Origin of the sequence: Alicyclobacillus sp. SO9 (genome assembly GCF_016406125.1) — a bacterium.
Classification (GTDB): domain Bacteria; phylum Bacillota; class Bacilli; order Alicyclobacillales; family Alicyclobacillaceae; genus SO9.
This window is the reverse complement of the sequence record NZ_CP066339.1, coordinates 2,183,721-2,209,887: the sequence shown is the minus strand read 5'-3', so window position 1 is coordinate 2,209,887 and position 26,167 is coordinate 2,183,721. Positions and strand designations below refer to the sequence as shown.

Annotated in this window: 29 protein-coding genes, 3 tRNA genes and 1 riboswitch; of the genes, 8 read left to right on the top strand and 24 right to left on the bottom strand. The window is 49.1% G+C overall.

Going from position 1 to position 26,167, the window contains the following annotated elements; translation table 11 throughout:
* Nucleotides 1-14: 14 nt before the first annotated feature.
* The 5 genes from rsmH to GI364_RS09945 all read right to left on the bottom strand — a co-directional run bounded on the left by rsmH (nucleotide 15) and on the right by GI364_RS09945 (nucleotide 5,294).
* A complete protein-coding gene (gene rsmH / locus GI364_RS09965; protein ID WP_198853432.1) occupies nucleotides 15-956 on the bottom strand; it encodes a 16S rRNA (cytosine(1402)-N(4))-methyltransferase RsmH in 942 nt (313 codons plus the stop codon).
* A 21-nt stretch (nucleotides 957-977) separates the two neighbouring features.
* On the bottom strand, nucleotides 978-1,409 hold the full coding sequence (mraZ, locus tag GI364_RS09960) for a division/cell wall cluster transcriptional repressor MraZ (RefSeq protein WP_198853940.1): 432 nt from the start codon (nucleotides 1,407-1,409) through the stop codon (nucleotides 978-980).
* Nucleotides 1,410-1,628: 219 nt separating this feature from the next.
* A complete protein-coding gene (gene bshC / locus GI364_RS09955) occupies nucleotides 1,629-3,266 on the bottom strand; it encodes a bacillithiol biosynthesis cysteine-adding enzyme BshC (protein WP_198853431.1) in 1,638 nt (545 codons plus the stop codon).
* Nucleotides 3,267-3,541: 275 nt separating this feature from the next.
* Nucleotides 3,542-4,321, bottom strand: a complete 780-nt coding sequence (locus tag GI364_RS09950; protein ID WP_198853430.1) for an enoyl-CoA hydratase — start codon at nucleotides 4,319-4,321, stop codon at nucleotides 3,542-3,544.
* Between the two features lie 76 nt (nucleotides 4,322-4,397).
* The gene (locus GI364_RS09945; RefSeq protein ID WP_198853939.1) at nucleotides 4,398-5,294 is read right to left on the bottom strand and encodes a hydroxymethylglutaryl-CoA lyase; all 897 of its coding nucleotides are present in this window, start codon (nucleotides 5,292-5,294) and stop codon (nucleotides 4,398-4,400) included.
* Nucleotides 5,295-5,498: 204 nt separating this feature from the next.
* On the opposite strand from GI364_RS09945, the gene ymfI reads away from it, so the two are divergent.
* Together ymfI and GI364_RS09935 are read left to right on the top strand one after the other, a co-directional pair.
* Entirely contained in the window at nucleotides 5,499-6,299 is an 801-nt protein-coding gene (ymfI, locus tag GI364_RS09940) for an elongation factor P 5-aminopentanone reductase (protein ID WP_198853429.1), read from the top strand.
* 156 nt (nucleotides 6,300-6,455) lie between these two features.
* Entirely contained in the window at nucleotides 6,456-7,106 is a 651-nt protein-coding gene (locus tag GI364_RS09935; protein ID WP_198853428.1) for a hypothetical protein, read from the top strand.
* 47 nt (nucleotides 7,107-7,153) lie between these two features.
* Here GI364_RS09935 and GI364_RS09930 read toward each other — a convergent pair whose 3' ends face one another.
* The 8 genes from GI364_RS09930 to clpP form a co-directional block, all read right to left on the bottom strand.
* Nucleotides 7,154-8,395 (bottom strand): Ger(x)C family spore germination protein, encoded by a 1,242-nt coding sequence (locus GI364_RS09930; protein WP_198853427.1) that lies wholly within the window; start codon nucleotides 8,393-8,395, stop codon nucleotides 7,154-7,156.
* A gap of 213 nt (nucleotides 8,396-8,608) precedes the next feature.
* Nucleotides 8,609-9,250: an RsfA family transcriptional regulator gene (locus GI364_RS09925; protein WP_233096086.1), complete on the bottom strand. Its 642-nt coding sequence runs from the start codon at nucleotides 9,248-9,250 to the stop codon at nucleotides 8,609-8,611.
* A 117-nt stretch (nucleotides 9,251-9,367) separates the two neighbouring features.
* Nucleotides 9,368-9,619, bottom strand: coding sequence for a hypothetical protein (locus GI364_RS09920; RefSeq protein WP_198853426.1), 252 nt, complete (start codon nucleotides 9,617-9,619; stop codon nucleotides 9,368-9,370).
* Nucleotides 9,620-9,664: 45 nt separating this feature from the next.
* A complete protein-coding gene (gene thiI / locus GI364_RS09915) occupies nucleotides 9,665-10,852 on the bottom strand; it encodes a tRNA uracil 4-sulfurtransferase ThiI (protein ID WP_198853425.1) in 1,188 nt (395 codons plus the stop codon).
* Nucleotides 10,853-10,870: 18 nt separating this feature from the next.
* Nucleotides 10,871-12,031 carry a cysteine desulfurase family protein gene (locus GI364_RS09910; protein ID WP_198853424.1) on the bottom strand — a complete coding sequence of 387 codons (1,161 nt, stop codon included), beginning with the start codon at nucleotides 12,029-12,031 and terminating at the stop codon, nucleotides 10,871-10,873.
* Nucleotides 12,032-12,251: 220 nt separating this feature from the next.
* Nucleotides 12,252-13,298, bottom strand: coding sequence for a type I glyceraldehyde-3-phosphate dehydrogenase (gene gap, locus GI364_RS09905; protein ID WP_198853423.1), 1,047 nt, complete (start codon nucleotides 13,296-13,298; stop codon nucleotides 12,252-12,254).
* A 217-nt stretch (nucleotides 13,299-13,515) separates the two neighbouring features.
* Entirely contained in the window at nucleotides 13,516-14,628 is a 1,113-nt protein-coding gene (locus GI364_RS09900) for an SAM-dependent methyltransferase (RefSeq protein WP_198853422.1), read from the bottom strand.
* Nucleotides 14,600-15,184: an ATP-dependent Clp endopeptidase proteolytic subunit ClpP gene (gene clpP / locus GI364_RS09895; protein ID WP_198853421.1), complete on the bottom strand. Its 585-nt coding sequence runs from the start codon at nucleotides 15,182-15,184 to the stop codon at nucleotides 14,600-14,602. Before clpP ends, GI364_RS09900 begins: the two co-directional genes overlap by 29 nt.
* Before the next feature lie 163 nt (nucleotides 15,185-15,347).
* On the opposite strand from clpP, the gene GI364_RS09890 reads away from it, so the two are divergent.
* Nucleotides 15,348-15,869 carry a YgaP family membrane protein gene (locus GI364_RS09890; protein ID WP_198853420.1) on the top strand — a complete coding sequence of 174 codons (522 nt, stop codon included), beginning with the start codon at nucleotides 15,348-15,350 and terminating at the stop codon, nucleotides 15,867-15,869.
* Between the two features lie 50 nt (nucleotides 15,870-15,919).
* Here GI364_RS09890 and GI364_RS09885 read toward each other — a convergent pair whose 3' ends face one another.
* Nucleotides 15,920-16,111, bottom strand: coding sequence for a hypothetical protein (locus GI364_RS09885; protein ID WP_198853419.1), 192 nt, complete (start codon nucleotides 16,109-16,111; stop codon nucleotides 15,920-15,922).
* A 119-nt stretch (nucleotides 16,112-16,230) separates the two neighbouring features.
* On the bottom strand, nucleotides 16,231-16,698 hold the full coding sequence (locus GI364_RS09880; protein ID WP_198853418.1) for a cysteine hydrolase family protein: 468 nt from the start codon (nucleotides 16,696-16,698) through the stop codon (nucleotides 16,231-16,233).
* A 432-nt stretch (nucleotides 16,699-17,130) separates the two neighbouring features.
* Here GI364_RS09880 and GI364_RS09875 point away from each other — a divergent pair, with 432 nt between their 5' ends.
* Together GI364_RS09875 and GI364_RS09870 are read left to right on the top strand one after the other, a co-directional pair.
* Nucleotides 17,131-17,610, top strand: a complete 480-nt coding sequence (locus GI364_RS09875) for an IDEAL domain-containing protein (protein WP_198853417.1) — start codon at nucleotides 17,131-17,133, stop codon at nucleotides 17,608-17,610.
* 17 nt (nucleotides 17,611-17,627) lie between these two features.
* On the top strand, nucleotides 17,628-17,897 hold the full coding sequence (locus tag GI364_RS09870; RefSeq protein ID WP_198853416.1) for an SAV0927 family protein: 270 nt from the start codon (nucleotides 17,628-17,630) through the stop codon (nucleotides 17,895-17,897).
* A gap of 157 nt (nucleotides 17,898-18,054) precedes the next feature.
* Here GI364_RS09870 and GI364_RS09865 read toward each other — a convergent pair whose 3' ends face one another.
* Both GI364_RS09865 and GI364_RS25130 read right to left on the bottom strand, forming a co-directional pair.
* A complete protein-coding gene (locus tag GI364_RS09865) occupies nucleotides 18,055-18,528 on the bottom strand; it encodes a hypothetical protein (RefSeq protein WP_198853415.1) in 474 nt (157 codons plus the stop codon).
* Entirely contained in the window at nucleotides 18,529-18,663 is a 135-nt protein-coding gene (locus GI364_RS25130) for a hypothetical protein (RefSeq protein WP_255524636.1), read from the bottom strand.
* A 216-nt stretch (nucleotides 18,664-18,879) separates the two neighbouring features.
* On the opposite strand from GI364_RS25130, the gene GI364_RS09860 reads away from it, so the two are divergent.
* The 3 genes from GI364_RS09860 (at nucleotide 18,880) to GI364_RS09850 (ending at nucleotide 19,895) form a co-directional block, all read left to right on the top strand.
* Nucleotides 18,880-19,092, top strand: a complete 213-nt coding sequence (locus tag GI364_RS09860) for a hypothetical protein (protein ID WP_198853414.1) — start codon at nucleotides 18,880-18,882, stop codon at nucleotides 19,090-19,092.
* 3 nt (nucleotides 19,093-19,095) lie between these two features.
* Entirely contained in the window at nucleotides 19,096-19,494 is a 399-nt protein-coding gene (locus GI364_RS09855) for a YlbF/YmcA family competence regulator (RefSeq protein WP_198853413.1), read from the top strand.
* Between the two features lie 89 nt (nucleotides 19,495-19,583).
* The gene (locus GI364_RS09850; protein ID WP_198853412.1) at nucleotides 19,584-19,895 is read left to right on the top strand and encodes a DUF1292 domain-containing protein; all 312 of its coding nucleotides are present in this window, start codon (nucleotides 19,584-19,586) and stop codon (nucleotides 19,893-19,895) included.
* A gap of 166 nt (nucleotides 19,896-20,061) precedes the next feature.
* On the opposite strand, the gene GI364_RS09845 is transcribed toward GI364_RS09850, so the two are convergent.
* The 7 genes from GI364_RS09845 to GI364_RS09815 form a co-directional block, all read right to left on the bottom strand.
* A tRNA-Thr gene (locus tag GI364_RS09845) sits at nucleotides 20,062-20,136 on the bottom strand.
* 258 nt (nucleotides 20,137-20,394) lie between these two features.
* Nucleotides 20,395-20,471, bottom strand: a tRNA-Met gene (locus GI364_RS09840).
* A 3-nt stretch (nucleotides 20,472-20,474) separates the two neighbouring features.
* A tRNA-Ser gene (locus GI364_RS09835) sits at nucleotides 20,475-20,568 on the bottom strand.
* A gap of 151 nt (nucleotides 20,569-20,719) precedes the next feature.
* Complete coding sequence (locus GI364_RS09830) at nucleotides 20,720-21,841, bottom strand: HAD family hydrolase (protein WP_198853411.1); 1,122 nt, start codon at nucleotides 21,839-21,841, stop codon at nucleotides 20,720-20,722.
* A gap of 18 nt (nucleotides 21,842-21,859) precedes the next feature.
* A complete protein-coding gene (gene serC / locus GI364_RS09825) occupies nucleotides 21,860-22,948 on the bottom strand; it encodes a 3-phosphoserine/phosphohydroxythreonine transaminase (protein WP_198853410.1) in 1,089 nt (362 codons plus the stop codon).
* Between the two features lie 69 nt (nucleotides 22,949-23,017).
* Nucleotides 23,018-24,601, bottom strand: coding sequence for a phosphoglycerate dehydrogenase (gene serA / locus GI364_RS09820; protein WP_198853409.1), 1,584 nt, complete (start codon nucleotides 24,599-24,601; stop codon nucleotides 23,018-23,020).
* Nucleotides 24,602-24,712: 111 nt separating this feature from the next.
* A riboswitch (ZMP/ZTP riboswitch) is annotated at nucleotides 24,713-24,799 on the bottom strand.
* Between the two features lie 101 nt (nucleotides 24,800-24,900).
* Nucleotides 24,901-26,127: an aspartate kinase gene (locus tag GI364_RS09815; RefSeq protein ID WP_198853408.1), complete on the bottom strand. Its 1,227-nt coding sequence runs from the start codon at nucleotides 26,125-26,127 to the stop codon at nucleotides 24,901-24,903.
* Nucleotides 26,128-26,167: the final 40 nt, after the last annotated feature.

The following is a 26,167-nucleotide window of genomic DNA, read 5'->3' as shown; positions in this document are numbered from 1 at the left end:
TCTAGCCTGTCTTTTTAGCGTTTCTGTACAACTCGTAATTTCGCCGACTTTGACCTCGGATTTGACTGCTGTTCTTCATCCGACGGCATGATTGGTTTTCTGGTTACAATGTCTGCTTTCGGTGTGCGCCCACACTGACAAATAGGAAAATCGGACGGACAGATACAACCCTCGGCAAACTTCAAGAATGTTTGTTTCACGATTCTATCCTCCAAGGAGTGGAAGCTGATGGCAGCAATCCTTCCTCCCGGTGTCAATAGTTCAAACGCTTGTTCGAGCGCTTCTCTTAAGGCATTCAATTCGTCATTCACCTCAATTCGAAGCGCTTGAAACACCTTTTTGGCGGGATGACCGCCAGAACGCCGGGCAGCTGCAGGGATTGCTCCCTTAACAATTTCGGCTAGTTCACTCGTCGTTCGTATCTCTTCGTCTGCCCTTTTCTTCACAATGGCTCGGGCAATTTTACGATGAAATTTTTCTTCTCCATATTCAGAAAACACCCGACTCAGCTGGTGCTCAGTCCATTCATTGACCAATTGCAGCGCAGTCTTATCGTTGCTTGTATCCATGCGCATGTCTAGCACCGCATCGTAACGATAGCTAAACCCGCGGTCGGCTTCGTCGAATTGCGGTGAGGAGACCCCGAGGTCGAACACAACACCATCAACGGAATAAAAACCTTGGTCCCTCGCAACCTGGCCGACTTCCCGGAAGTTCGCATGGACCAGATTGACTCGTGTTTGAAGAAAATCAGCCAGTACGACTCTCGCGTTGTTCAAGGCTGTTAGGTCTTGATCGAAGCACAACAACTGGCCGTCCGGTGCGCTCTGCTGTAAAAGTTCAAGGGTATGTCCAGCTCCGCCCAAAGTACAATCGATATACCGGCCAGTCGACCGCGGACGAAGGAAAGCAACCGTTTCTTTAAGTAAAACTGTCTGGTGAGAAAACGACGACACATTGATTCACTCCTGATTCGGTCAGAAAGACAGGTCGACCAAGTTTTCAGCAATATCTGCAAAAGACTCTTCAGCCTTCTCTGAATAGCTGTCCCACAGGGCTTGTGACCATATCTCGACTCGATTCGACACCCCCAGGACATAACAGTCGCGTTCCAGTTGCGCATAATCCCGCAAGGTAGTCGGAATTAATATCCGACCTTGTTTATCCAATTCACACTCTGTTGCGCCGGAGAAGAAAAATCGGACAAAAGACCTTGCATCTGCACGTGTCATGGGCAGTGCTTTTAGCTTTGCTTCAAGTGTTTCCCATTCGGGTTGTGGATAGACGAATAAGCATTTGTCCAAGCCTCGTGTCATGATGAAAGTTGTTCCCAGTTCTTCCCGGAACTTGACCGGAACAATCATGCGTCCCTTGTTATCAAGGGTGTGCTGATACTCCCCCATTAACACTCGACTCACCACCTATTCTCCACTTGGCACCACTTTCACCCACTTCTCACCACTCTCATTACCATTCGTCTCATTTTTATATTCTCCTGCAACAGACTTAAAAAATGTTTAGGATTTCTTTAAATAGAAAAAGCCTTGCAACAGACCACGCTGTTTACAAGGCATTCGTCCCGTATGTGGTTTTGAAACCCTATGTGATTCTTAGAAAGCAAATAACAACTATAACTCCACCTGATAGACAACGCCTTGACATTGATAATCCGCCCATCGAGGCAGTTCTTTAATCCAGTCAACTCCAAATCGCGACCAGAATGCAATCAGAGAGAGACGGCGTTCCTGCAAATGTCCATCGGTCCACAGCCAACGTTCGATTCCCCGAAGCTTGCGGACCTTGTCCTGTTGTTGCCGTTCAAGCAGCAGTTCCGTCTTTTTTCTCACGCGTTCTGCCCCTGCTTGCTCCTTTTGTGCCTGATTTTTCGCAATTTCCTCAATCTGCGGGCCCAAATAAGCCAACCGGTCTGCAAAGCGTTCCCACTTTGACTCAATGTCCTGCTTCAAAGCAGAGATTTGGAAAGCAATCTCATCTCCGCCTTCATTGGCCAAGGCCTTATCAACAAGGTTAACAGGGTGCTCATAGATGTCATGGTTGACATGAAATTGGTTCATACTTCTCTGCACGGCTGGCGGAACAAGCGTCATCCGTTGACGCAGCAACAGCGGAGGTAAAGTCAACTGATGTGTATGAAAGACTCCCGCAGACAGCGGGTGGTAGGAAATTTCGGCGCCGCCTCCAACGTAACAAAGTGTGGGTAGTAAGTTATCCTGGACCACAGGCCGCAAAAGTACATTGGAACTAAATGCAGACGGGTTTTCCTCAGCCAGTTTCAGCCAGTCACCCAGAGGCTGGGTCAAATCCAACTGACGGGCAGTCAGCATTTCACCGCGATCGTCAGCTTGCAGTACATACCTTTTTCCATCCTCAACATAGAACATTGTTGTATTGGACCGGTCTCTGATGACTGCAGGCTCCACACCTAGACTCTTTACATTTTGATACACTTCGTCCAGGTTCTTTCGCAACGGCAAGACATTCTCCAGTGTGGTTCTCCAAACGGGCGCTACAAGTTCTCGTAATTGTGGCAAACACGGATCAACCAAAACCAGACCGTAGTCTCCCAGAACCTGATTTAGCACGACAGCAAACCACGTTGACAGGGACATCCCGGGTTGAAAGGCCTCTCGTATGGATGCAATGCATTCGCTTTTAAAGGAAGCGTCCGGCAGCACTGCGTTAGCTTGTGCAATCACTTGATTTACTGCTTCAGCAGTCAGACCCTGGTGGTACACCATTTGGTGTGGATGGGGTTCGATGGATAACCGAAGGCGCTGAATGTCATTCTCGGAATCAACAAGATACGCATGGTCGACTTCCCCAAAATCGTGGTCTTCTGATGCAATCCAGAAAACAGGAACGACCGGCCTTTTCAAATCTTCCTCCAGCCGAGATGCCAGTCCGATGGCACTCAGCGCCTTGTAGATTGAATACATAGGACCAAGAAACAGACCTGATTGCTGACCTGTAACGACAGCTACAGCCCGTCGGTCGCGAAGTCGCTCCACTTGTTGGAGAGCGGAATTTGAGGCGTTTGTGGCCTTTAAGTAAGGGACGAGTGCAGCAACTAAATTATGCCGGTGTTCGGACGAGAAGCGCATTTCCAGAGCCTCTGCCCGCTGCCGATATGTATCCAAGTGACCGGGGTTCTGGCCATCATACAGATGTGCCACTTTCTCAAAATCTCGCATGTGCAAGTCGGCCAGTTGATTCCCAGTATTTGTTTGACGTCGACTGTATTTCATTGACCATCCCCCCTTGTTAACGTTGTGCAGGTGTAGAATTCTGAAGGTATAGAGTTCTATAGAGAGAAAATAGACCGAGCAAATATCCTTACTCCGCCTATCCGAATCCGCCTACTAATGATACAAACTAGAGATTGCAAAGTAAAGTTTTGCATCCCTCTTCAGACTTGGAAAATACAAGGATGACTGCCCGTTACGAGCAGTCATCCTGCAAGGTACCAGGACAACACCGCTTAGCCCTGGTCTCAATGCCATGTCGCTAGGGCCGCTTCTCCTTAGTCACCGCGATACACCGGCTTGCGTTTTTCCGCAAACGCTTTGAGCCCCTCGAGTCTGTCGTTCGTGGGAATGATAATTTCATACGCCTGTTCTTCAATCGTGAGTCCTGTTGCCAAATCTACTTCATTTCCCTGATTCATGGCCAACTTTGCCTGCCGTACCGCCAACGGTCCATTCGCGCTGATTTCCGTCGCTAACTCGAATGCGGCGTCCAGCACGGCTCCCGGCTCAACCACCTGGTTGACCAATCCAAGTGCAAGCGCAGTCTCAGCATCAATCCGACGTGCTGTAAATATCAATTCCTTAGCCTTGGCTAGCCCTATCAACCGCGGTAGTCTCTGGGTACCGCCTGCACCGGGAATAATTGCCAAGCTTGTTTCAGTTAAACCCATCTTTGCGTTTCTACCGGCGATTCTAATGTCAGCCGCAAGTGCCAGTTCCGTTCCGCCCCCAAATGCCATTCCGTTCACTGCCGCAATCACAGGCATCGGAAGTCTGGCCACTGTATTCATGCTCTGACGGATGAGATGCACTGTTTGGCGAACTTCCCTGTCCGACATACCTTTTCGTTCCTTAAGGTCAGCTCCGGCACAGAAGACTTTCTCACCCGCACCAGTCAGGATAACAGTGCGAGTGTCCGTGTCGAATTGAAGCTCATTCAATTCCTTAATCAATGCCGTAAGCAGCGCTACGGATAATGCGTTAGCGCTCTCCGGGCGATTTAGAGTCAAGACTACAGAATTAGCTCTTTTCTCTTTTAGTACTAGTTCGGCCATAGTCTTCTCCTTCTCCAAGCTCAAATTTAAATTCCATACAAAGGTGTTCACTGGTACCTACATTGACGCAGGCATCCTAAGACGCACCTCTTTGCACTGCTCGCATGTTGCTTGCGACGTTTCGCCCAATTACTTTTTCAAGCCAAGCAGCAGTATCCAGAATTTTTGACTCATCTACTCCAGTCTCGATTCCCATGCGATGAAGCATGTACAGCACGTCTTCCGTGGCCACGTTTCCAGAAGCCCCGGGAGCATAGGGACAACCGCCGAGACCGCCCACGGCAGCATCAAAGATGGAAATTCCACTGTTTAACCCTGCCCAAATGTTTGCCATAGCCGTGCCGTACGTAGCATGGAAATGTAGAGCGATTTTCTCGCGGGGAATTTCTGTCGTCAGCTTTTCGATGACCTCGGTCACTTGAGACGGCACAGCCACTCCAATGGTGTCTCCCAGAGACAATTCATCAATGCCCATTTCAAGTAAGCGATGGCTGACGTTTAAAACCGACTCGATATTGACTTTTCCCTCGTATGGACAGCCGAACACGGTAGACACATATCCGCGAACTGGTAAGCCCTGGTTCTTTGCCGACTTCACGACCGGTGAAAGAACTGGAAATGTGTCCTCAATCGACTTATTAATGTTTTTCCTATTATGAGATTCGCTTGCCGACATAAAGATGTTGACGGCGTCAACGTTCGCTGTCAGTGCCCGTTCCAGGCCCCGTTCATTGGGTACCAGCGCACTGTACAGAACCCCGTCTTTCCTCTCGATTTGCGCAAATACATCACTGGCATCCGCCAGGGCCGGAATCCATTTCGGGTTGACGAAGGAACTTACTTCTATATGTTTCAGGCCCGAGTCCGATAACCGTCGTATCAGCTCTACCTTGTCCTCAGTTGGCACCACGGCTGACTCGTTTTGTAATCCGTCCCGCGGACCGACTTCTTTGATTATAACCGACTTGGGAATACTCACTTATAAGACCTCCGTCCATAACTTGTGCTTAGGCAACAGTTGCGTTAAAGCGCTTACTTTATAGGCATAACCGCCTTGGGATAAAAGTTCCGAGAGCCTTTGTGTTTAGACTATCAGGTTCATACACCCTTTGCAAAGATGGGCTCAGCCGTATGCTAAAATAACCGAAGAGACAAATGATGAAAGGATGTTCGCGTGATGGAGCGTTCGTCTGAGAACACCCGTGATACAAGAGAAAATGACAGCATCAAGCTGGAGCGCCCCCTCCTCGGCAAAACAGCGATCATAACGGGAGCCTCACGAGGAATCGGCGCGGCTATTGCCGTTGCAATGGCAAATGCCGGGGCTCGCGTCGTTGTCAATCACCGCAACTCCAGTCTCCAAGCTGAGCAGGTTCGCGGTGAGTGTGAACGACTCGGCACTGACGCCATTACGGTTCAAGCAGACATTACTGATAAACGCCAGGTACTACGCCTGATGGAAGCAGCAACAGAGTTGGGACTCCCCTCTATTCTGGTGAATAACGCAGGAACGGCGTTGTACCGAATGTTAGAAGACACGACCCTGGAAGACTACGAACGGGTGATTGGTTCCAATTTGACGGGGACCTTTCTCTGCACAAAAGCCGTTTTGCCGTACTTGCAACGCCGCGATGGCGGACGTATCATTAACATTTCATCCGTCTGGGGTATTTCCGGCGCAGCGGGAGAGAGTGTCTATTCGGCCGCTAAAGGAGCAGTCATTGCTTTCACTAAGGCCATGGCCAAAGAGTTGGGGAGTACAGGAGTTACAGTCAACACAATTGCACCGGGTGCTGTGGACACTGACATGCTTCAGGGACTAACAACTGAGGACAGAGAGATTGTTCAGAACGAAATCCCGCTTCAGCGCTTTGGTACACCGACAGAGGTTGCCGAAGCGGCAGTTTTCCTGGCGTCTCCCAAGGCCGCATACATCACGGGTACAGTCCTGCGTGTTGACGGCGGATTTTCGTCATAGTCTGAAAGCCTGTCAAATTCTCTCTCAAGCACTTCAGCGAGCCCCCCAACCGAGTGTCCCGACAGCTTCGCGCCGCTTGTGTTATCTGGCATCAGGGGCGAATGCACTACACAGCCGGCTTCTGTCCGCCATTGGATAGACCAGAGGTGAAGAGGTATGACCAGTAAAGGGCAAAAAACTCGCAGAGGTCTGCATGCGAAAGCGCGTAAAAGAAAAACACCCCTAAACACCGCCACACGTGAGTGGCGTCAATTGCAAATCGAAGCGCAACAGTTGGGACTCACTACTCGTGAGTATGTTCGTCTCATCTTACATGTATCATCCACACTGCGCGCAGGACTCGCACAAGACAGGGAAATAGACGGCAAACAACTGCTCAAATGGGTGGAGAACCCGGTATTTGTGGCAATGATTCAGTGGGTATCGCAATACGCAGTAGCAGCTATGAACGGGGAGTCAACCTCCGAGGACAGCAAAAAAGGAACAACCGTCGAAGACGATGAGCATAAATCCGTCAACTCCGGCTCAACACAGCAGTCGCAAACTGGAAGGCCATTATACCAAGACTCCAATTCCCCAACCATGCGCCCTCCAGGCCAGCCAATGCAGCCCCAATATCCGATGCAACAGCCCGGACAGCAGCCGATTCAACCTCAAGTCCCGATGCAACAGCCCGGACAGCGGCCGATTCAACCTCAAGTCCCGGTGCAACAGCCCGGACAGCAGCCGATTCAACCTCAAGTTCCAAGGCAGTTATCCATGCCACGAGGCGAGCGCCAATCTAATTCGCCTCCGCCGAAGTTTTGAAAACGGCAATGACTCAGCTGGCACAGAAACACAGGCGGCAGTTTCCACTACCTTTCTGTAACTGGCTCGAGTCTCTTGCCAAACCTTCGAATCGACAGCTTGACGGAAACGTCCGGTTGCAGGGTTTTCAGTTTGTTTGTCCAATCATAGCTTACAAACTGATGATAAGTCCGAAAGTGCCCCCGAATGTGATTCGACAGCGGAATGGGGTCCAGCTTATCCTGATTGTAGACCTTCTTCAGTACCTCTTTGATGTGCTCTTCCAGCTTTTTCTCTATGAGACGCTTTATCTTATCTTCTCGGCTAATCACAGATGCTTGTTTCGTTGCGGGTTCGGAGACGAGATCGGCATCAAACGCCAGCGTCACCTTCACTTTCACAGGATTGGAGAGCACCACCTTAATGTCAGGACTTCTTTCCTTGCGAATATAAATCCCGACCGCTCCTTCCCTCTGCTTGTTGATTTGAAAATCAATGTTTGTCGTCTTAACCGTTCCCCGCAACATCCGAAGATAAATCATATCTGTTCCGGACAGCGTATCCTTCATTTTATCGCCCTTAAACAAGGCGCCTCCAATCCACTCCACAGGATTGCCTCCGGACCGCGCCTCACTGCCCGGTTGAAACACTTCTCCCGATTTAATCGCTCCGCCTTTAGGGTTATCCTTGATACTTTGGTTTACTGCATATAGCGGTAAAATCACATCCTGGTGCGGGGTCTCCATAGCTGTAATCAAATCGTTGAGTTGGGTCACAGGAAACAGGCCGACTCGTCCACCCATGACATAGATGCTGTCAGCCATACGACTTGACGAGTGTTCCAATACCGGCTTGTTACTTGCCATGACTTCCTGGGCTGTTCCCTGAGCCACCGCTACAAACATGGTCCGGCGAAACTCTCGGTAGCGAACAAACGGTTGAATAACGGACTGAAGTCCGCCTTCAGCGAGACTCCTTCCGAATATAACGGTACTCAGGTGAGAAAGGGTGATGGAACGCTCTACGCTGGTATTCGCCATCATTAATGCTTCAGTGATGCTGTGTGCACGAAAGGTAAGGGGTGCGGCAGCTGATAATGGTGATCCCGATGACGATCCACCGCCGCTCCCCGGCGTCTTGGGAACAGCAATTTGCAGGGAGCAATCGACCATGTTGTTGGGGGCCTTATCGATGCCCATCACAGTGACAAAAGCCTGTTGCTCAAGTTCCTGACGGTCGTAGCAACCCGTTGTCATCAAGGATGATAAAGCTACGAAACCAATGACAATCCATTTTGCAAGTTGGTGCATCTCATCCGTCCACTCCCAGGAAAGCCAGACTCAGTGTTGTTACAGCTATCGTTCCACAGTCAGATACAACTATACGACGTTTAGCGGCCTTTCCAGGTGTCTCGTGCTAAGGAAACGACTATGAAGTGGACATCAGGAATACAAAAAGAGGAGTTCCTCTTCAGAAACCCCTCGTACATGAAATCATGCACAACTTGAACTGTAAAACTCAGTTTAAGATTCCGCCGAAAGGGAATCAGAGGCAACCCGCTCCAAGTTGCCGTGCTCATCGATGCGGTACATAAATCCGCTCTGCATTTCGTCGTTGTCAAAGACAGCCGACTTACGCGCACGGTCAACAATCTGTACCAACGCCCGATAATCTGCCACCACTGTTTCATGGTCTCTGAGAAGCTGTTCGTGCTCCGTTTTGACTTCCTCATACGCTTGCTTCAGTGCGTCATAACTCTCCTGCAGGTGAGAAGCCTGCCGTTCCGCTTGGCGCCAGCGCGAGGCCCAGTGTTGAGCAGTGCTCTTTTCCTGGCGCAAAAAGCGCAATACCTGAGCCCAACTCATCAATGTAGCTGTCGGATGGTCCGGGTCTCCCCCTTCCAACTGTGCTTCAATCTGCTCAGACTTTCGTTCCTTTCGTTTCTCCTTTGCACCTTCAATGGAGTTACGATATTGTTTGCGTACGCACGCGTTCCAACGAAAGCCGCAGGCAGCTGCTGTTCGCCCGAGTTTCCGGCTTGACTCGTTAAAACCTGCCAGCTGTGTGCTGCCATTGCGAATATGATTGAGAACAATCTCTGCAAGAATTTGGTCGTCTTCGATGGTCCATGCGTCTTGACGCATGGTCTTTAAGGTCTGTCCCATAACACATCCTCCTGAACAGTAACGGTAAAATACCTTTTCTACTGATCGGTATTCCCAAAATTACCTAAAAATAAACCTGAGGACCGATTCTTCGTCCTCAGGCTCAGGAATCTGTGACTATTTTGTGTCTCTGGTACCTACGCGCCTTGGTATAATCGTGCGCCAACCCGTGCGTTTGTAGACCACCGGATCTGCCCCGTCAATAAAAGCAATATCCGACACCAGCGGTTGCTTCGTTTTCGACCGTCTCAACATGCGCCACAGTGCGACTAAAATAAACAACCACCTGCTTGACATCACAGCTCGCACAACGGTGTACAGGATTGCCAAGACGCGAAAGAGCCTGTAAACAGCGCGAATCGTTCGCATCCTACATCAGCCTCCCCAGGTTAGGTTGCACGAAATACGGTTACATCAAACATCCTCTGTTCCGTGAAAGACTTTTGTCGTAATCGATGCGACAGCTCTCTCCACAAGCCCGTCTACATCCAGACCTGCTTCAGCCGTCTCTGCCTCTTCAATTCTCGGTTTCGTTCGCGGACTCTTCGGTACAAAAATGGTGCAGCAGTCTTCGTACGGCAAAATAGAAGTCTCATAGGTGCCGACGGCCCGGGCTCGGTGGATAATATCCACCTTATCCTCTGCTATTAAGGGGCGCAATACAGGCAACGACGTCACTGCGTTTATCGTTTGCATGCTCTCCAGTGTTTGACTGGCAACCTGGCCCAGACTCTCTCCCGTCAAGAGAGCTGACATCCCGTTCTGCTGTGCAAACTGCGTAGCAATCCGCATCATCATTCGCCGCATAATAGTGATTCCCAAGTTGTCTGGACAGTGCTTGCGAATCTCTGTCTGCACTTCAGTAAAATGCACCGTATGCAGGCGAACAGGGTGTCCCCAATCAGCCAGGATATCCGCCAAATCCTCAACCTTTTGGAGCGCTCGTTCGCTTGTAAAAGGATAACTGTGAAAGTGAATGGCTTCCACCTGAACACCGCGCTTCATACCAAGCCACCCAGCTACTGGGCTGTCAATTCCTCCGGACAAGAGCAGCAGCGCTTTTCCTCCGCTGCCTACGGGCAGGCCGCCCAGGCCTTTGATTTTTGTCCCAAATACGGCCGCTTCCTGATGTCCGATTTCAACTTGTACAGTTAAGTCCGGACGATGTACATCCACAGTCCAACCGCTGCTTTTGGCGAGCAGAGCGCCGCCAACTTGTTGTTGAATCTGTGGCGATGTCAACGGATATGACTTATTTTTTCGACGTGCCTCAACTTTAAAGGTGCGCGCCGAAGCTCCAGTTTGCTTATGCTCATCCATCAGTAACAATGCGGTCTCGACAATTTTGTCGATATCAATATCCGTAAAGTACACTGGACTGAGGGATACAATCCCAAACACTCTTTGCAGGGCTTCAACTACCGGCGTAACGGGAGCGCTGTGAAGATGAACCAGCATCCGGCCTCCGCTGCGCTGTACCTTCACATCCGGCCAGTCCCTCAGAGCTCTCTGCATGTTGCGAAGCAAGACCTTCTCAAAGTGCGATCTATTTTTACCCTTCAGCACAATTTCCCCATACCGTGCAATCACATGTTCAATCATAGAATGAACTCCTCAGTATTATTTCATAATATCCGCAAGCCACGCCGCGCGGCTTTTAACAATTTCCAAGGCCTTGTTCACGTCTTCCTCACTTTGCCATCTGGCAAGAGAAAAACGCAGAGTCCCCGTAATTTCGCGTGTTTCTCTGCCAAGGGCCTCGAGCACATGACTGGCCTTTGCGTGCCCGCCTTGAGTGGAACAGGCCGATCCCGTTGATACATACAGCCCCTCTTCCTCCAGCGTGTGGACCAAAACCTCACCCTTAAGTCCAGGAAAAGATGTGCTGACAATGTAGGGCGAGAAATTCAGCGGACGTTCATCCACAACGCACCCAGGGATGTTCTTGAGGCCCTCGCGCAATTGTCTCATCAATGTTGAAACATGGGGGTAACTTTCAGACATGTCCCTGGCTGCAAGTTTACTGGCTGTCCCAAGCGCCGCTATCCCCAACACATTCTCGGTCCCGGAACGCAGACCGCGCTCCTGACCTCCTCCGTACAGGAGGGGTTGCAACTGAACACCTCGTCTCACAATCAGGGCACCAATCCCTTTGGGTGCCCCAATTTTGTGACCCGAGAGACTATATAAGTCAGCCCCGCTGACTTCGGCCGCATTCGGAATTTTGCCAAAGGCTTGAATTCCATCCACGTGGAACCGAACCTTGGGATAAGCTTTTAGTGCAGCGGAAATTTCTGAAACTGGAAAAATGTCTCCAGTCTCATTATTGACGTGCATGACACTCACGAGCGCCGTATCGTCTTGCACTTCGCGAAGAATCTGTGCACTAGTGATAACACCGTTGTCATCTGGCTTTACGTAACTAATCTTCCACCCTAACCGCTCCAGGCGTTTAAACGCTTCGAGTACCGAGGGGTGCTCCAGTGCCGTTGTTACAGCATGGCCGGGTCTGTCCCGCAACTGTGCGACGCCAAAAATGGCCAGGTTGTTGGCTTCCGTACCGCTGCCGGTAAAAATGACATCATCGTTCTTGCGGCCCGCGCAGCGAAGAACGTCCTTCCTGGTCTGAGTGAGTACTTGCTCTGCCTTGACACCCAGATGATGCAAAGACGACGGGTTCCCGTAATTATCCATTTGTTCTTGCAGGACTTTCTTTACGTCGCTGAGTAAAGGTGTTGTCGCAGCATTATCAAAATACAACTCCATGTTCATTCGCTCCATTTATGCAGCCTTCACTAAGGCAGCCTTCATTACTGTAGCCGTCATTGCTGCAGTTTCAGTCCTGTGCCAGTACTTGCGGGCTGATCTCTCACTTCGGTTTTCCATTTTACCATAGAAAACGGACACGACAGATGTCGTGTCCAGAACTTCCACTGCGTTCAATGAAAATAGTGCCGCATGAGAATCGGAAACCGCGGTCACTACACTCTCTTGTGTTGCTTCAACTACGTGCAATCATTTCTAAAGGGTTGACCACCTGCGGCTGTACCGCCAGTCGAACCAAATCGACGATGCGACAGGAATAGCCCCATTCATTGTCATACCACGCCAATACTTTCACAGAAGTCTCACCCAGAACGATGGTAGACAGGCCGTCAATAATCGCTGAACGGCTGTCTCCGTTAAAATCTACAGAGACTAAGGGCTTTTCTGTATAAGCGACAATTCCGGTCATAGAGCTCACAGCCGAAGCTGCCAGAACCTCATTGACTTGCTCTTTGGTCACTGGGGTGGAGAGATTTGCAACGAGATCGACCACAGATACATTCGGGGTGGGTACCCTCAACGACAAGCCGTTTAACTTGCCTTTTAACTCTGGGATAACGAGTCCGATGGCTTTGGCCGCGCCCGTACTCGTGGGGACAATCGACTCGGCCGATGCCCGAGCCCGACGCAAATCCTTATGCGGATTGTCCAGACTCCTTTGGTCACTGGTATATGAATGAACAGTTGTAACCATACCCTGTTCTAATCCAAACGCATCATTTAACACTTTGACCAGCGGAGCGAGACAGTTCGTCGTACAAGACGCTCCAGACAAAATATGGTGGCGCTGCGGGTCGTACTGTTCGTGATTCACACCCATCACCACAGTGAGGTCTGCATCCCGGTCCGTAGACGCTGGCGCAGTAATGACGACCTTTCTAGCGCCATTTTGCAAATGTATCCCTGCTGTCTCTCGGCTTCGAAACATACCAGTCGCTTCAACGACAACATCGATGTCGAGTTGGTTCCACGGCAGTTCCGCCGGATTCCTGGTGGAAAGGACTTTTGTAAACTTTCCTCCGACAACGAAACCATCCGAAGTTACGTCTATTTCTTCGTTCCATGTACCGTGAACGGAATCGTATTTGAGAAGATGAGCAAGCACATCGACATCGGCTGTCCCGTTTACAGCAACAATGTGTATATCATTCATCTGAGCTGCTCGCCGATACACCATGCGTCCAATACGTCCGAATCCGTTAATCGCTACACGAATTGTCATGATTTATTACGCCCCTTTGCGCATAGAGGATCACTTTTCCCCTCTATATTACACAAAGAACGCCAAATGTTCTACACTTAATCAGAAATAGTATGACATAAATATAAAAAATCACTTCATATGGTGCATATATTGGATTCCAAACACTAAAAATCCCAGCCCAATAATCAGGCACGCAATGGCCAATTTTCGCAGCATCGTCCTTGCTTCCTCCAATTCATCGCGCCACAGAACGTTCGCATATAAGCACTGAAAAGCGATCGCCCATGCCGCCAGGCAGAGCCAATTGCTTTAATTGCTGCGTCCAACGACTACCTGCCAGCAGTGTCGGTTCAGATTGCTGAAGTTCTACAGCCCGTTTCATAATATCGTGACGAAAAAGAAAATTCCCTTGCGTGATTACTTCTGTTGAAAATCCGAATTTTCGACTCACCGCTTCGGCATGTGTCCAGTTTGCATCCGCCGTGATGTCAGCTTCAAACAAATGAGTATAAGGATCGACAATTTCGTGATTCAGATAAGCACGCAGTGTTCCTTCCGGACGAACACCTGCCTCCCACTCTTCCTTAAAGATGCCGTAGTCAAACCAGAGTGCCTGTACAGGGGCAGAATAGTTGTCCATAACCTGTGCCATAGTGGATTCATAGAAAAGACATATTTCAGCGACTGTACCTTCGGGGCAGTTAATGAACTCATTTGCGAGTGCCGCCGCATTTCTATCGGCTTCATTCCAATGCCAAGTAAGCCCATTCGAAGCATTCAGGCCAGCGCTTAGCAGTTCCCAACCGCGATGTGTCTTTTTGACAACTTCAACAGGAAGCGCATCCAAGACTTCATTAGCGATGATAATTGTCGGGATATCCTTTACCGGATCCTCCCAGATGACTTTAGCGGGCCCGATGAGTGCTGCCTGCTCAAGCCGTTCATGCTGAACTTGACGCAACTTCGCTGACCGCTCGAGGATGCAATAGGACACGTGATTTATTCGACTTGATGCAGTCAACTCTGACAAAATGGTTTCCGCCAACTCTCCCTGTCCAGCACCCACTTCCACAACCTGCAACTCAGGAGGTTCGCCCCACTCTTGCCACTTTGTTTCAATGGCTGCGGCTAAGGTCATACCAAAAAGCGGACTTTGACTGGCAGTAAAAAAATCTGCTCCTTTTCGTCCGATTTGAACACGCTCGCTATAGTATCCATGTTCTGAGTATAAGGCAAGGTCCATCAGGCGGGCGAAAGAAATCGTGCCCGCCTGATGAATTTTATCTGTAATTCCCTGTGGCAACATGTTCAAGACTACGTCAGTCCTTCTGCCGAATGACTTCGTCAATCAATCCGTAATCCTGCGCCTCTTGTGCAGACATGAATCTGTCTCTGTCGGTGTCCATTTCAACCTGTTCCAACGGTTTTCCGGAACGGTCACTGAGGATTTGATTCAACTTCTGACGGGTTTTCACAATGTGCTCGGCGTGAATCTGAATGTCAGACGCTTGACCCCTGGCACCTCCAAGCGGCTGATGAATCATGACTTCGGAGTTTGGCAGTGCGTAGCGCTTGCCTTTGGCTCCCGCTGTCAACAGTACTGCACCCATACTCGCCGCCAAACCGACACACATGGTTGAAACGGCTGGTTTAATGTGTTGCATGGTGTCATAAATAGCCAAACCTGCACTGACAGAACCGCCGGGGCTGTTAATGTACATCTGGATGTCCTTATCGGGATCGTCGGCGGCAAGAAACAGCAGCTGAGCTACTACTGCATTTGCAACTGTATCGTCAATTGCCGTACCTAAGAAGATGATACGGTCCTTCAGAAGCCTCGAATAGATGTCGTAGCTGCGTTCCCCGCGGCTGGTCTGTTCAATCACAATTGGCACTAAACTCATGAATCACATCTCCCTTTGAATTCAGTATGTACCTGCTTCACTAGTATTACCGACTCGAAACAAATAGTCAAGGATAGTCAAAGTCAAACATAGAGAACTAAGATTCGGGACATACTAATTGCATTCACGAATCCTCAAAACCACTAGCAAGGAGGTATCCCGCTTGAATCCATTTAAACCCAACATCGGGACACTGGACCGGTATCTCAGGCTGTCCGCCGGGCTCATCATGTTTGGCAGCGGCATTGCCGGACGTCGGTCCCCACTCTCCCGTTCACTCCTGACAGGTCTTGGAGCCGCGAAAATTGCGGAGGGCATCACAGGCTGGTGCCCGCTGGTTGCTTTGACCAGCAGCTTGACGACATCCTCCGGACAGCGGCCAAACAGCACTGATGCTAATCCTTCAGCCCAGAAAAAATCCGTGAAATCTGACAAGGACGACACGCTTTTCAGTGTAGACTACTCAGACCTTCTTCATTCCCAGCAAAAAGCCGCAAAGAGACAAAATTCCACAAAAACGGGTCCGAGTACTGACGCCGCTTCTGCACTGGATAAGTTGGAATTGCAGCATTTGGACGGCGACGCTTCCGACAGTGTGATGAGCAGTGATGAAGACCATGCCCTTGCAAGCGATTCCTCTGATAAAAGCGTTCGCTCAGAAGCAGATACCGAGACGGATTTGTAGCATAACTTGCCTGCAGGACTCACACTCCTTCGTTGAGTCCTGCAGATAAATTACATGGAGATTTGTGCTGACGCATCGCGGCGGAAGCGGACACCGAATTTGCCGTGGGTTGTACGATACACCTGTACTTCTGTGGGTAACACATCTCCGCGAATTCGCTCATCGGCCTCGACCCACATCACGGCGCAATACGCTTCAAACTTTGATTCATAAAGCCCGGCAAAATACACCCATCTATCCATAAAAGAAGCGCCTCCCCCACAGTGTAGTATGTGCGGAGGAAGCGTTCAGTTGCAGACCAAAATGTACCGAAGAACCTAATCGTATAAGGGCAAACTATATGCTTTGAAGTAAGCTTGATTTACACGTACACCCGGTCGCCGCCAAGGGGTATCACATTTTCAGTTCCAATGGCGTGTCGCGCAATTGTCATAGACTCCCAATTGCGACCGTGGTAAGACGCCACAAGCCGTTCCAAAATTTTCACCTTGTATCCCGCGTCCACTACCGAGAACATGGTTGCCAAGACTGCCATTTCAGCATCGATTCCGGCCACGTGTACTTCTTCAATTCCCTTTTCTTGAAACAACTGCTGAACTTCTGCGGTGAGCCCAGAAAACGTCGACTTACCAACCACAAGTGCCTTTGGATGAGACAACATCAGCGTATCTTTGCCCTCTAACTCAGGATAAACCCAATGAGTCAAGACGACAGCATCGTAGTCGTCTCCACTTCGGTTCAGGTAGCGCTGGCACAAAGTCGCTATGTAGTCCAAAGATTGACCCAAGAATTCCTCTTGAACATCTAAACATATGAGTGCTTTTTTCACCGGATACACCCCCGAATTCTGGAGTAATCGTATCACGGCGGCAAAGGAAAATGAAGACTAATTCAGCGGTGTTCGAAATTTCGCCATATGACGAAAAGAAACTATATCCGAAAACGTAAGTGAGAATTTATATGCTCAGACGGCGTGTCTTAGGCAAGGGACCACATCCTTCATCTCCTTTTCCCGGTTCTTACGTTGTAGAGTTTGTGGATAATGAAGGAATTTTGCGGAATTGGCAGTCATTTCACTTCTATATCTTTACCCTATTTGATAGAATATAGGTACAGCAAAGATTTATACCTGCTCTGAGGTCTATGCATTTCGCGTATATGCAGCATAGAATAATTAGTACCTACTGGATGTAACTCCTTGTAGCGTTTGAACCGCAGTTGACCCATTGTCCCGCGGACGTCTAATGAGGAGGCGATTACAATGATAGCAAAGGAAGAACTCCTTCAGTTAAAGACCAAAATTTTGCCCACTGGCGCTGAATATATTCTGGATTTCTTGGTTGCTTCTCATGAACAAGTCGAGCTTACCAATATTGTGCTGGAGAATGTACCATTGCTTATTATTGGACGGCACGGTATGATTGCTCGGATTTATGAAAACAACCGGATTGTTAAAGCAAGCCATCCGAAGGAGATTCACGCATTGCTGAAGCGGTTCCTTCAGAGAAACGAGACGTTGTACGTCTTTATTAACTTGCCGGACTTGCCCATACCGGAAGAGGTTACACAGGTCTTGGAAGAAGTCAAAGACAGAAGCCGCCGGAAGGACGAACTGAGGCGCGTGATTGACGCCGCCTTAGATGACAAAGACCGTGACCTGTTCCTGCAGGCTAGTCGGGAACTGAATGATTTAAGCGAAAATGATTTTGCGAAAACCTCTCAAGGTTATGTAAGGTTTTAAGTTAGGAGACGACGCCATTGGACGATTGGTCCATCTTATATGACAATACGGAACAAACCCAGACTCGTTATGTCGGCTACCTCGGAAACACGACTCGGTTTGACGTTGCGATAACACGCACGGAGAACTTCTATGGAAAGAGTTTGGTCACGATTATTCAGAATGGACGCACAGCGATAGTGGGCCAGGACGATGCGGAAGACCTCGAGTTTATTGCAAGCGCCTTTTCGATAGCAGAAGAGGAGGAAGCTGCTGAATTCTCAGACTTTCTCTCGCATAACCTGTAGTCGCATCAGAGTAACTGAACCGAACCATAACAAGAGGCGCCAGTTGGAACGAAAAAGAGGGATTCGCTTCGGACAATACGTTCGTCGCGTTATCCCTCTTCGTTTATGGAGCTAGTTTGCATACCAACTAGTTGACTACGTGTTTATCATTGCCGCCTCATCGATTGTTGGCTTCATCAATCTCCACAATGTCAGCATGCTGAGCAGAAAAGGCCTCCACAGCCGCTTTGTATTCTGCCTCTTCAGGTACTTCCAGCTGCTGGTCTGGAACTTCCCCGACAATTTTAAACAGCACTACACCCGGTTGGTCTTGCACTGAACGTTCATAATACGCGCCAAACATTTGACCCTCGACTTCAAAGTAGCTGCCCAAAACGTAGGAAGCCGGATCGCCGCCTTCTTCTTGAACCTGAATAAAAAAGATGTTTTCCAGCGTATCAAGAACTCTGTCGTTAAATGTTTTTCCCGGATAGTCCAGTTCCAATACGCCGTCGTCTCGATGGGAACCAATGCGGAATAGGAATTTCGCGTTATCCCGCTCCCAAGTCAACATCACCAGGTGGACATTTTCAAACAGAAAAGCATACTGCTCCGCGTCAGGAAATTGAAAGTTCAAAATTTGCTGTGCCAATTATCTGTTCGCTTTCCCGCTCTGCTTCTCTAGTGCCTTGTCAAACTTCTCCTGCGTAATCGAAGCACTCATACCTAACATGAATAACAGCCCAATGGCTGCCACAGCCATACCTATAAGTCCATTTGTCAACATGGAAAGCCCTCCCTTAACGACATTACCTGCCTATGTATTAGCCTAAAAGTCCGCAGAGCCGCGGTCAAGTCTATTTACGTATCGGTTGTGACATTTTCAAAAATGAATGTGCACCTTTTTCACTTATACCCTGCGGCATCCCGGAATAGTCTTTGACCAGAATTTTCACGCGCCGTATAATGGCCATAAGTGAGGATACATTGGAGAGGAGCCAAAATGATGATGGAGCGCAAACATCAGCGTGTTTCCACTCAGTATATTTTGTTCAGTTCTCTATTCTTACTGGTTCTTGTCGGAGTTATTGTCCATTCCTATACCGCACTAATCATCTTGGCCATCGTTGGCATCGTGTTAGCCGTTGTCGGAGACCGTGGGGAGAACAGCCCGTCAGAGCCGTATAAGGAGTACAACAAATATCACCATGTTTAACGAGTGGCGACAGGAGGACTTACCATTTCACACAACGACCTGTTAGTGCAAGCAGAAGAGTTAGCCGATAGAATTATGGAAATGCCTGAAGTTGATGCATATAAAAAAGCTGAGGCAGACCTCCAAAGGTGTTCTGATGCGCAGTCTATGATGTTGCAGTTAAAGGATTTGCAGGAGCAAATTGCTGAGTTTAGTTCGAGGAACGTTCCCGAACAGTACTATCAGCACTTATCCAAGGAATCTGAATCACTTTTGGAGAAATTGGAGACGATACCAGAGGTCAATGCCTTTCAAGAAGCGCAATCCAAAGTAAACCGTCTCCTCCAAGAAGTGAGTGATCGCCTGGCTAGTGCCGTGATGAAGCAAGTTGTTCCGTCAGCAAACGTAGATAACGTCGAGTAACACTGCACGTGTCTGAATTGACGGGCTTTTGCCCACAATGTTATGATGGGCTAGTTATTTTTCCGTATTGGAGAAAGAAGGGTTACTCTATGACAGAACACAATCATGACCACGAACACGAGCATGAGCACGAATTTGATGAAGAAGAGATAATAGTTCTTGAAGACGAGGATGGAAAGGAACACAATTTTATCCTCGGCGAGGTCATCCGCGTTGAAGAAACTGAATACGCAATTCTCTTACCCATTGATGAAGACGTCGAAGAAGGCGTTATCTTTCGAATTGACGGCGAGGAAGACGACCAAATGGTATTGTCCGAAATCGAAGACGATGCAGAATGGGAAAAGGTCGTCTCTGCTTACAATGAATTGGAAGAAGACGAGGACAGCGAGGGCGTATAGATTTTCCTATTTATTCACTTGGGTAACACGTCCCCTCCTAAAACCACAAAACCTGCCGACTCGGGCAGGTTTTTTTAATGAACAACTACAATTGAACTCGTGACGAACGAACCAACGGCCGTCCATATTCTCCATAACTGCGGTTTATTCGCGTACAACGAGAAACTGGAGCCACCTGTCGGATTCGAACCGACGACCTGCTCATTACGAGTGAGCCGCTCTACCCCTGAGCCAAGGTGGCACAACGCATCTCTTATCATTTTAATGGCACTCTGACAGCCTGTCCAGCCCTGCATGAATACGCTCGTGCCCTCTACCTGCTCGTTGAAACGGATTTGAACCCTCCACGGAAAAATCGAAACGGAATTCACCGTCACTACATCATCGTAAGACCCTTGTCACATCAAGTGAATAAACAATACGAGTTCCATTGCGAAGCGGCAACAGAACTCGTACTCTGCTTGTAATCAACCAAGTTCGATGATTCATATGTGCTCTTTGGTAGCGGCGAGTGGATTCGAACCACCGACGCCACGGGTATGAACCGTGTGCTCTAACCAACTGAGCTACGCCGCCACATGGCGGAGAGAGAGGGATTCGAACCCTCGAGACGGGTTTAAACCGCCTACACGATTTCCAATCGTGCTCCTTCGGCCAACTCGGACATCTCTCCATGTCGATTGGTCAAGCGACGATTGTTATCTTAGCATGAAACCATATCTCCCCGCAAGATGTTTTTCTAGAATTTTAGACAAGAAGAAATTTGCCGTTATTCCCCAACAACACGCTGGGCAAATACCTCCCCTTACCAGCGTTTCCCATAACTATTTTTTCAGTAACGACCATAAATCCGTCACATCCGACCAGATGTATGTGGCTCCTGCTGTTTCAAACTCAGGTCGAGCTGCTTTACCTGAAAGTCCTGTAAGTACTGCTGCAAAATCACATCCCAGACTCTTTGCAGCCAACAAATCGGCCATGGAGTCTCCAACGATGAGAATCGTGTCCCCTACCGTATGTTCAAGAGGTAACTCCTCTTGAAGAACTGCAATGGTGTCAGGGCTCTCCATGTAACTTCGCAAGTAGCAGAACGGATGAGGCTTAGACAAAGGGCGATAAGATGGGTAGCTCGTCTCCGCTTCAAGCACGTCGGACGCAGTAGTAATGCATCCCTCATCAAAGTATTCATCCCAGGCATAGCTTTCAAACGGAACTTTCGTTTCCACTTCCGGCCGTCCGGTGGCAACCCCAATACGAACTCCGCGCCGAACGCACTCTGCAAAGAGTTTGCTCACTTCCTTCGGATTTACGACCGGTACCTCGTTCAAGACAAAACCAGTTTTGTTACCAGGCTGCGACGGCAGATAGCTTTTCCCAAGATACCATTCTTGAAAAGTTTGCTGTCCTACCTCCCACAAGCTTCTTAACACTGCCTCAATTTTCGGGTTTGTCCCAAACACCAATTGATACCGCTGTTCCAAAACAAGCCACAAATCCTGTTTTGTTCGACATGCCTCAAACAGCTTGGAAAAGTCAGAAAAATCCGTCTGAATATCCAATCCTTTCAGCATACCGCCAAATTCCCGCAGAGATTTTTCGGTCCAAGATTCAACTGCTGCGAATTTTGAAAACTCTGGACCAGCGCTGACCGCTTCTGCGTATTTTAGAAACTGCACCAAAAATTGAAGATATACCATATCCCAATTGGCATTGATGCCTAGGCTCTTCATTGCGTTTAAAACCGTATCTTGAACAAAAACACTCCATCGTATCTGATGAATCTGTTCGTCACTAAAGTTATCCCTGTATTCAGGAAGATAGCTTATGGAAACGCCAAGAAACCGAGAGCTGCTCAACAATTCATAGATTGTCAGGGCAGATGCATCAAAGTACCTCTCCTCACTCAATAACACACCGTCTACATCAAACAGAATCGTCTTATACACAGATTGCACTCCACACTTTCAATTGTTCTTCCGAAAAGTCTGCATAAATTCGGCCAGGCGACTACATGCCTCCAAAGAGAGGGCATTGTAAATGGAGGCACGACAACCGCCGACAGACCGGTGCCCAGACAGTCCCACAAAACCAGACTCCGCCGCTTCGCGCAAAAATTTCTGCTCTAGTTCGTCTGATGCAAGGTTAAACGTGACATTCATTCGAGAGCGGCTGCTTGCCTGTGCATACCCTCTGTAAAAACCCTCACTCTTATCAATGGCGGTATACAGGGTACCAGCTTTGTCTTCGTTCAGTTGCTCAATGCCCCGCAATCCCCCCATACTCTCCAGCCATTTCAAAACTTTTCCGAGGACATAAACGGAAAACACCGGCGGCGTATTGTACCGTGATTTACCGGAAATATGGGTCGCATAACGCATGACTTTTGGAACTTCTTCCATCACGGCCTGCTGTACCCATTCCCTTCTTAGCAAAACCAAGGTCACGCCAGCGGGACCAAGGTTCTTTTGTGCTCCGCCATACACCATGTCAAAGTTTGTCATGGCAAAGGGACGAGACAGCATATCGCTTGACATGTCAGCCACCAATGGAACTGACTGTTTTTCAGGCAATTGTCTCCACTGGGTTCCGTAGATGGTGTTGTTAGTGGTGATATGCACATAGGCGTCCGACTCTTTCGTGTTCCACTGTGTCGGTATAGACCGGAAACCCTGCTCCTTGGAACTTCCTGCAATACGCACCCTTCCCGTTGTCTCTGCTTCCTGCATTGCTTTGTTCGCCCACGATCCGCTCAGAACATAGGCAGCTTCTGACCCCTCCCCGCGGAAATTTAACGGAAGCATGGCGAACTGCAGACTGGCACCGCCTTGCAAAAATAAAACTTCATATTCGTCAGACACCTGCAGCAGTCTTCGCAGTCGCGCCTCGGCCTCTTCCTGTATTTCCTCGTACGCCTTGCCCCGGTGGCTCATCTCCATGACTGACATCCCAGATTGCCGATAGTTTAGCAGTTCTTCCTGCACTTCTAACAGCACGGATTCCGGGAGTACTGCAGGACCTGCACCAAAATTGTCTACTCGCGCTGGATGTGACAAACTACAACCTCCTCAAAATGGTCGCTTCAATCTAAAATGGTCGTTTCAAGCGAAAACGGTATGTCCACGCTAGAGTACAATGGTCTGTACTTCATGAATGCCAGGCAGCTGCGACAACTCATGCACTACCGATTCAGGTACCAGCTTATCCACTGTCAGAAGCATGACTGCCTCTCCACCCGTTTCCTTACGACCCACCTGCATCGCAGCAATATTAATCTGTTCCTTGCCCAACATGCTGCCAAGATGCCCAATCATCCCGGGTCTGTCATGGTGTTTTGTGAAAATCATCTTTCCTTCTGTACTTGCGTCGATTGGATAGCCCTCAATTTCAACAATACGCGGACCAAGACCGTTGTACAGCGTACCCGCTACCTTGTGTAATTCTCCGTTGACCCGAACCGACAGACTGAGAAGATGGGTAAATACCTTGTGCTGCGATTCACGGACCTGTCGTATAGTCATACCTGCCTGCTTAGCCAAAGTCGGAGCATTGATGAAGTTGACTTCGTCACCGTATCTGTAGCCCAAGAGCCCTTTCAAGACACTTCTCGACACAAAGGGTAAATCACTGTCATCAAGTTCACCGCAAAACACCATTTCTACTTCAGACATAGCCCCAGACGCCAATTGACCTACAAATTTCCCGAGGCGCTCACCCAAATTTAGATGCGGCTGTAAATACTGTTTCTGCTCTTCGCTTAGAGAAGGTATGTTTACAGCGTTCTTAAACGGCTTTCCAACCAGCACATGCCCAACTTCTTCTGCGACAGAGACAGCCACATTGACCTGCGCCTCTACCGTCGATGCCCCCAAGTGGGGCGTTGTGATGACTTGAGGAAATTGCAGCAGAGGATGGTCTGCCGTCACGGGTTCCTCTTCAAAAACATCGAAAGCAGCACCTGCAACCTTGCCGCTTGTCAGTGCCTCGCAAAGGGCAACTTCGTCAATGATACCGCCGCGGGCACAGTTCACGATTCGGACTCCGGTTTTCATTTTTCCGAACATTTTCTCATCAATAATATGTTTCGTATCTTTTGTCAAAGGTGTATGAACAGTCACAAAATCGGCTTCTGCGACCGCATCTTCAAGCGACTTTAATGTGACACCAAGTGTCTTGGCACGGTCTTCTGTCAAAAATGGATCGTAGGCAACAAGACGCATTCCAAATGCTTTAGCACGCTTGGCCACTTCAGTTCCAATACGCCCCATTCCGACAACGGCAAGCGTCTTTCCTGACAGCTCAACACCGACAAAAGTCTTACGGTCCCACTTTCCCTCCTGCATCGTCTGACGCGCCTGCGGAATATGCCGCGACAGTGAAATCAGCATTGCAAAGGTGTGTTCTGCAGCAGAAATTGTATTACCGTCAGGAGCATTAATTACAACGATGCCGTGTTCTGTAGCCGCATCAACATCAATGTTGTCCACTCCAACGCCAGCCCGGCCAATCACTTTCAGCTGCCCACAAGCTTGGATGACCTTTCGTGTCACTTTTGTCTGTGACCGAACAAGCAAAGCTTCTGCATCGGAAACGGCAGCAATGAGTTCGTCTTCTTTCAGACCTGTCCTTTTTTCAATCTCAATCTCTTGATACTGCTTCAATCGGTCAAGCCCCAAGGAGGAAATATCATCTGCTACGAAGACCTTCATACGCCTCTCTCCCAACTCCTTATAGTCTCTGTCTTGCGCCTCTCCCGCCGTGACTGTCGCTGCTTGGAGAGACATGCCGAAAATAAAAACCGCAGGGCACACTCCTCATACGAGCAGCGCCCAGGCGGTCGGCAATTTCATTCATTCGCACTCCCACAAGGTAATCCCCTTAAAAATCCGCCAGTCATGCGAACACTGTCTCTTTTGTTTCCTTGAATTTATAGAAGGATTGAACGAATGTCAATGAAATATTTCGAACAATCTAAAACTAAGACTCATTTTTGAGTAGTTCTCCGTTTTTACTTGCTTCCGGACAGTACTCCCTCCAAGAAAGCACTGTGGACAGATGAAACGGCCGTTGCCAGTTGCGAAGCGGGGATAATACAGGACACTTTGATTTCTGAAGTGCTGACCATCTTGATTGTCACGTCCGCACTTGCTAAAATTTCGAACATTTCGCCCGCAACCCCAGGATTACTAATCATGCCGGCTCCGACAATGGAAATTTTCGCTAAACCTGACTCTTTAATGACATCTTCAAAGCCCAGTTCGGTTCTCAGACCTTCGACGACCGCTAGCGCCTCATCGACATCTTGCTCCTGAACGGTAAACGAAACATCGACAACACGTTCCTTAACAACACTCTGAACGATAACGTCTACGTTTACTCTTTCTTCAGCAAGCTTTGAAAACATCTTGGCAAGACCGTGCCGATTGACCGGTACACCGACCACGGCGATTCGCGCGACACTCTTCTCAGTTGCAATACCCGTTACAGGTTTTTGCAGTTCAAGACCCTCCAAATCAGCCACGATTTCTGTCCCCTCTTCTTCAGAAAAACTAGATTTAACCACTAGACGTACTGAGAACTTCTTCGCATTTTCTACTGCGCGCGGATGCAAAACCTGAGCACCCAATGTCGCGAGTTCCAACATTTCCTCATGCTGTAGAGACTTGATTTTCCGAGCGTTAGGTACGGTTCGCGGATCCGTTGTGAAGACCCCCGTAACATCTGTATAGATCTCACACACATCTGCATCAAGTGCAGCCGCAATCACCACTGCGGTAGTGTCCGAGCCCCCGCGGCCAAGCGTCGTCACTGAGTCTCCGGCAATACCTTGAAAGCCCGTTACAACCGGAACGATTCCGTCCTTCAAAGCCTGTTCCAGGAATTCCGTACGAACATTTGTCATCCGCGCTGTCCCATGTATGGCCTCTGTTTCGATACCAGCCTGCCAGCCAGTGTAGGACTTGGCAGTAATATTGCGCTTGTGTAGCGCCATTGACAAAAGCGCTGCTGAGACCTGCTCTCCAGTTGACAGCAACGCGTCCAGTTCCCTGGCATCCGGTTTGTTCGTAAGTCCTTTCGCCAGCTCTACTAACTGGTCCGTGGTTTTACCCATGGCAGAGACCACAACAGCACATTCATTGCCGGCCTGTACTGTTTTCGCAACTCTGTCAGCTACAGCTTCAATTCGCTCCAAGCTCCCCACCGAAGTCCCGCCGTACTTCTGTACAATCCGCAACCTCTCCACTCCTATCTGTTACTTCTTCAAGTTAATGAAG

Coding starts and splice junctions, on each gene's coding strand:
- GI364_RS09925 (WP_233096086.1), bottom strand. CDS start 9,250: ATGGGACAGACCTTAAAGACCATGCGTCAAGACGCATGGACCATCGAA.
- clpP (WP_198853421.1), bottom strand. CDS start 15,184: ATGAGTTTAGTGCCAATTGTGATTGAACAGACCAGCCGCGGGGAACGC.
- ymfI (WP_198853429.1), top strand. CDS start 5,499: ATGGAGCGTTCGTCTGAGAACACCCGTGATACAAGAGAAAATGACAGC.
- GI364_RS09920 (WP_198853426.1), bottom strand. CDS start 9,619: ATGCGAACGATTCGCGCTGTTTACAGGCTCTTTCGCGTCTTGGCAATC.
- GI364_RS09860 (WP_198853414.1), top strand. CDS start 18,880: ATGATGATGGAGCGCAAACATCAGCGTGTTTCCACTCAGTATATTTTG.
- GI364_RS09950 (WP_198853430.1), bottom strand. CDS start 4,321: ATGGCCGAACTAGTACTAAAAGAGAAAAGAGCTAATTCTGTAGTCTTG.
- GI364_RS09935 (WP_198853428.1), top strand. CDS start 6,456: ATGACCAGTAAAGGGCAAAAAACTCGCAGAGGTCTGCATGCGAAAGCG.
- serA (WP_198853409.1), bottom strand. CDS start 24,601: ATGAAGGTCTTCGTAGCAGATGATATTTCCTCCTTGGGGCTTGACCGA.
- GI364_RS09910 (WP_198853424.1), bottom strand. CDS start 12,031: ATGGAGCGAATGAACATGGAGTTGTATTTTGATAATGCTGCGACAACA.
- GI364_RS09850 (WP_198853412.1), top strand. CDS start 19,584: ATGACAGAACACAATCATGACCACGAACACGAGCATGAGCACGAATTT.
- GI364_RS09875 (WP_198853417.1), top strand. CDS start 17,131: ATGATAGCAAAGGAAGAACTCCTTCAGTTAAAGACCAAAATTTTGCCC.
- GI364_RS09885 (WP_198853419.1), bottom strand. CDS start 16,111: ATGGATAGATGGGTGTATTTTGCCGGGCTTTATGAATCAAAGTTTGAA.
- bshC (WP_198853431.1), bottom strand. CDS start 3,266: ATGAAATACAGTCGACGTCAAACAAATACTGGGAATCAACTGGCCGAC.
- gap (WP_198853423.1), bottom strand. CDS start 13,298: ATGACAATTCGTGTAGCGATTAACGGATTCGGACGTATTGGACGCATG.
- GI364_RS25130 (WP_255524636.1), bottom strand. CDS start 18,663: ATGTTGACAAATGGACTTATAGGTATGGCTGTGGCAGCCATTGGGCTG.
- GI364_RS09930 (WP_198853427.1), bottom strand. CDS start 8,395: ATGCACCAACTTGCAAAATGGATTGTCATTGGTTTCGTAGCTTTATCA.
- thiI (WP_198853425.1), bottom strand. CDS start 10,852: ATGATTGAACATGTGATTGCACGGTATGGGGAAATTGTGCTGAAGGGT.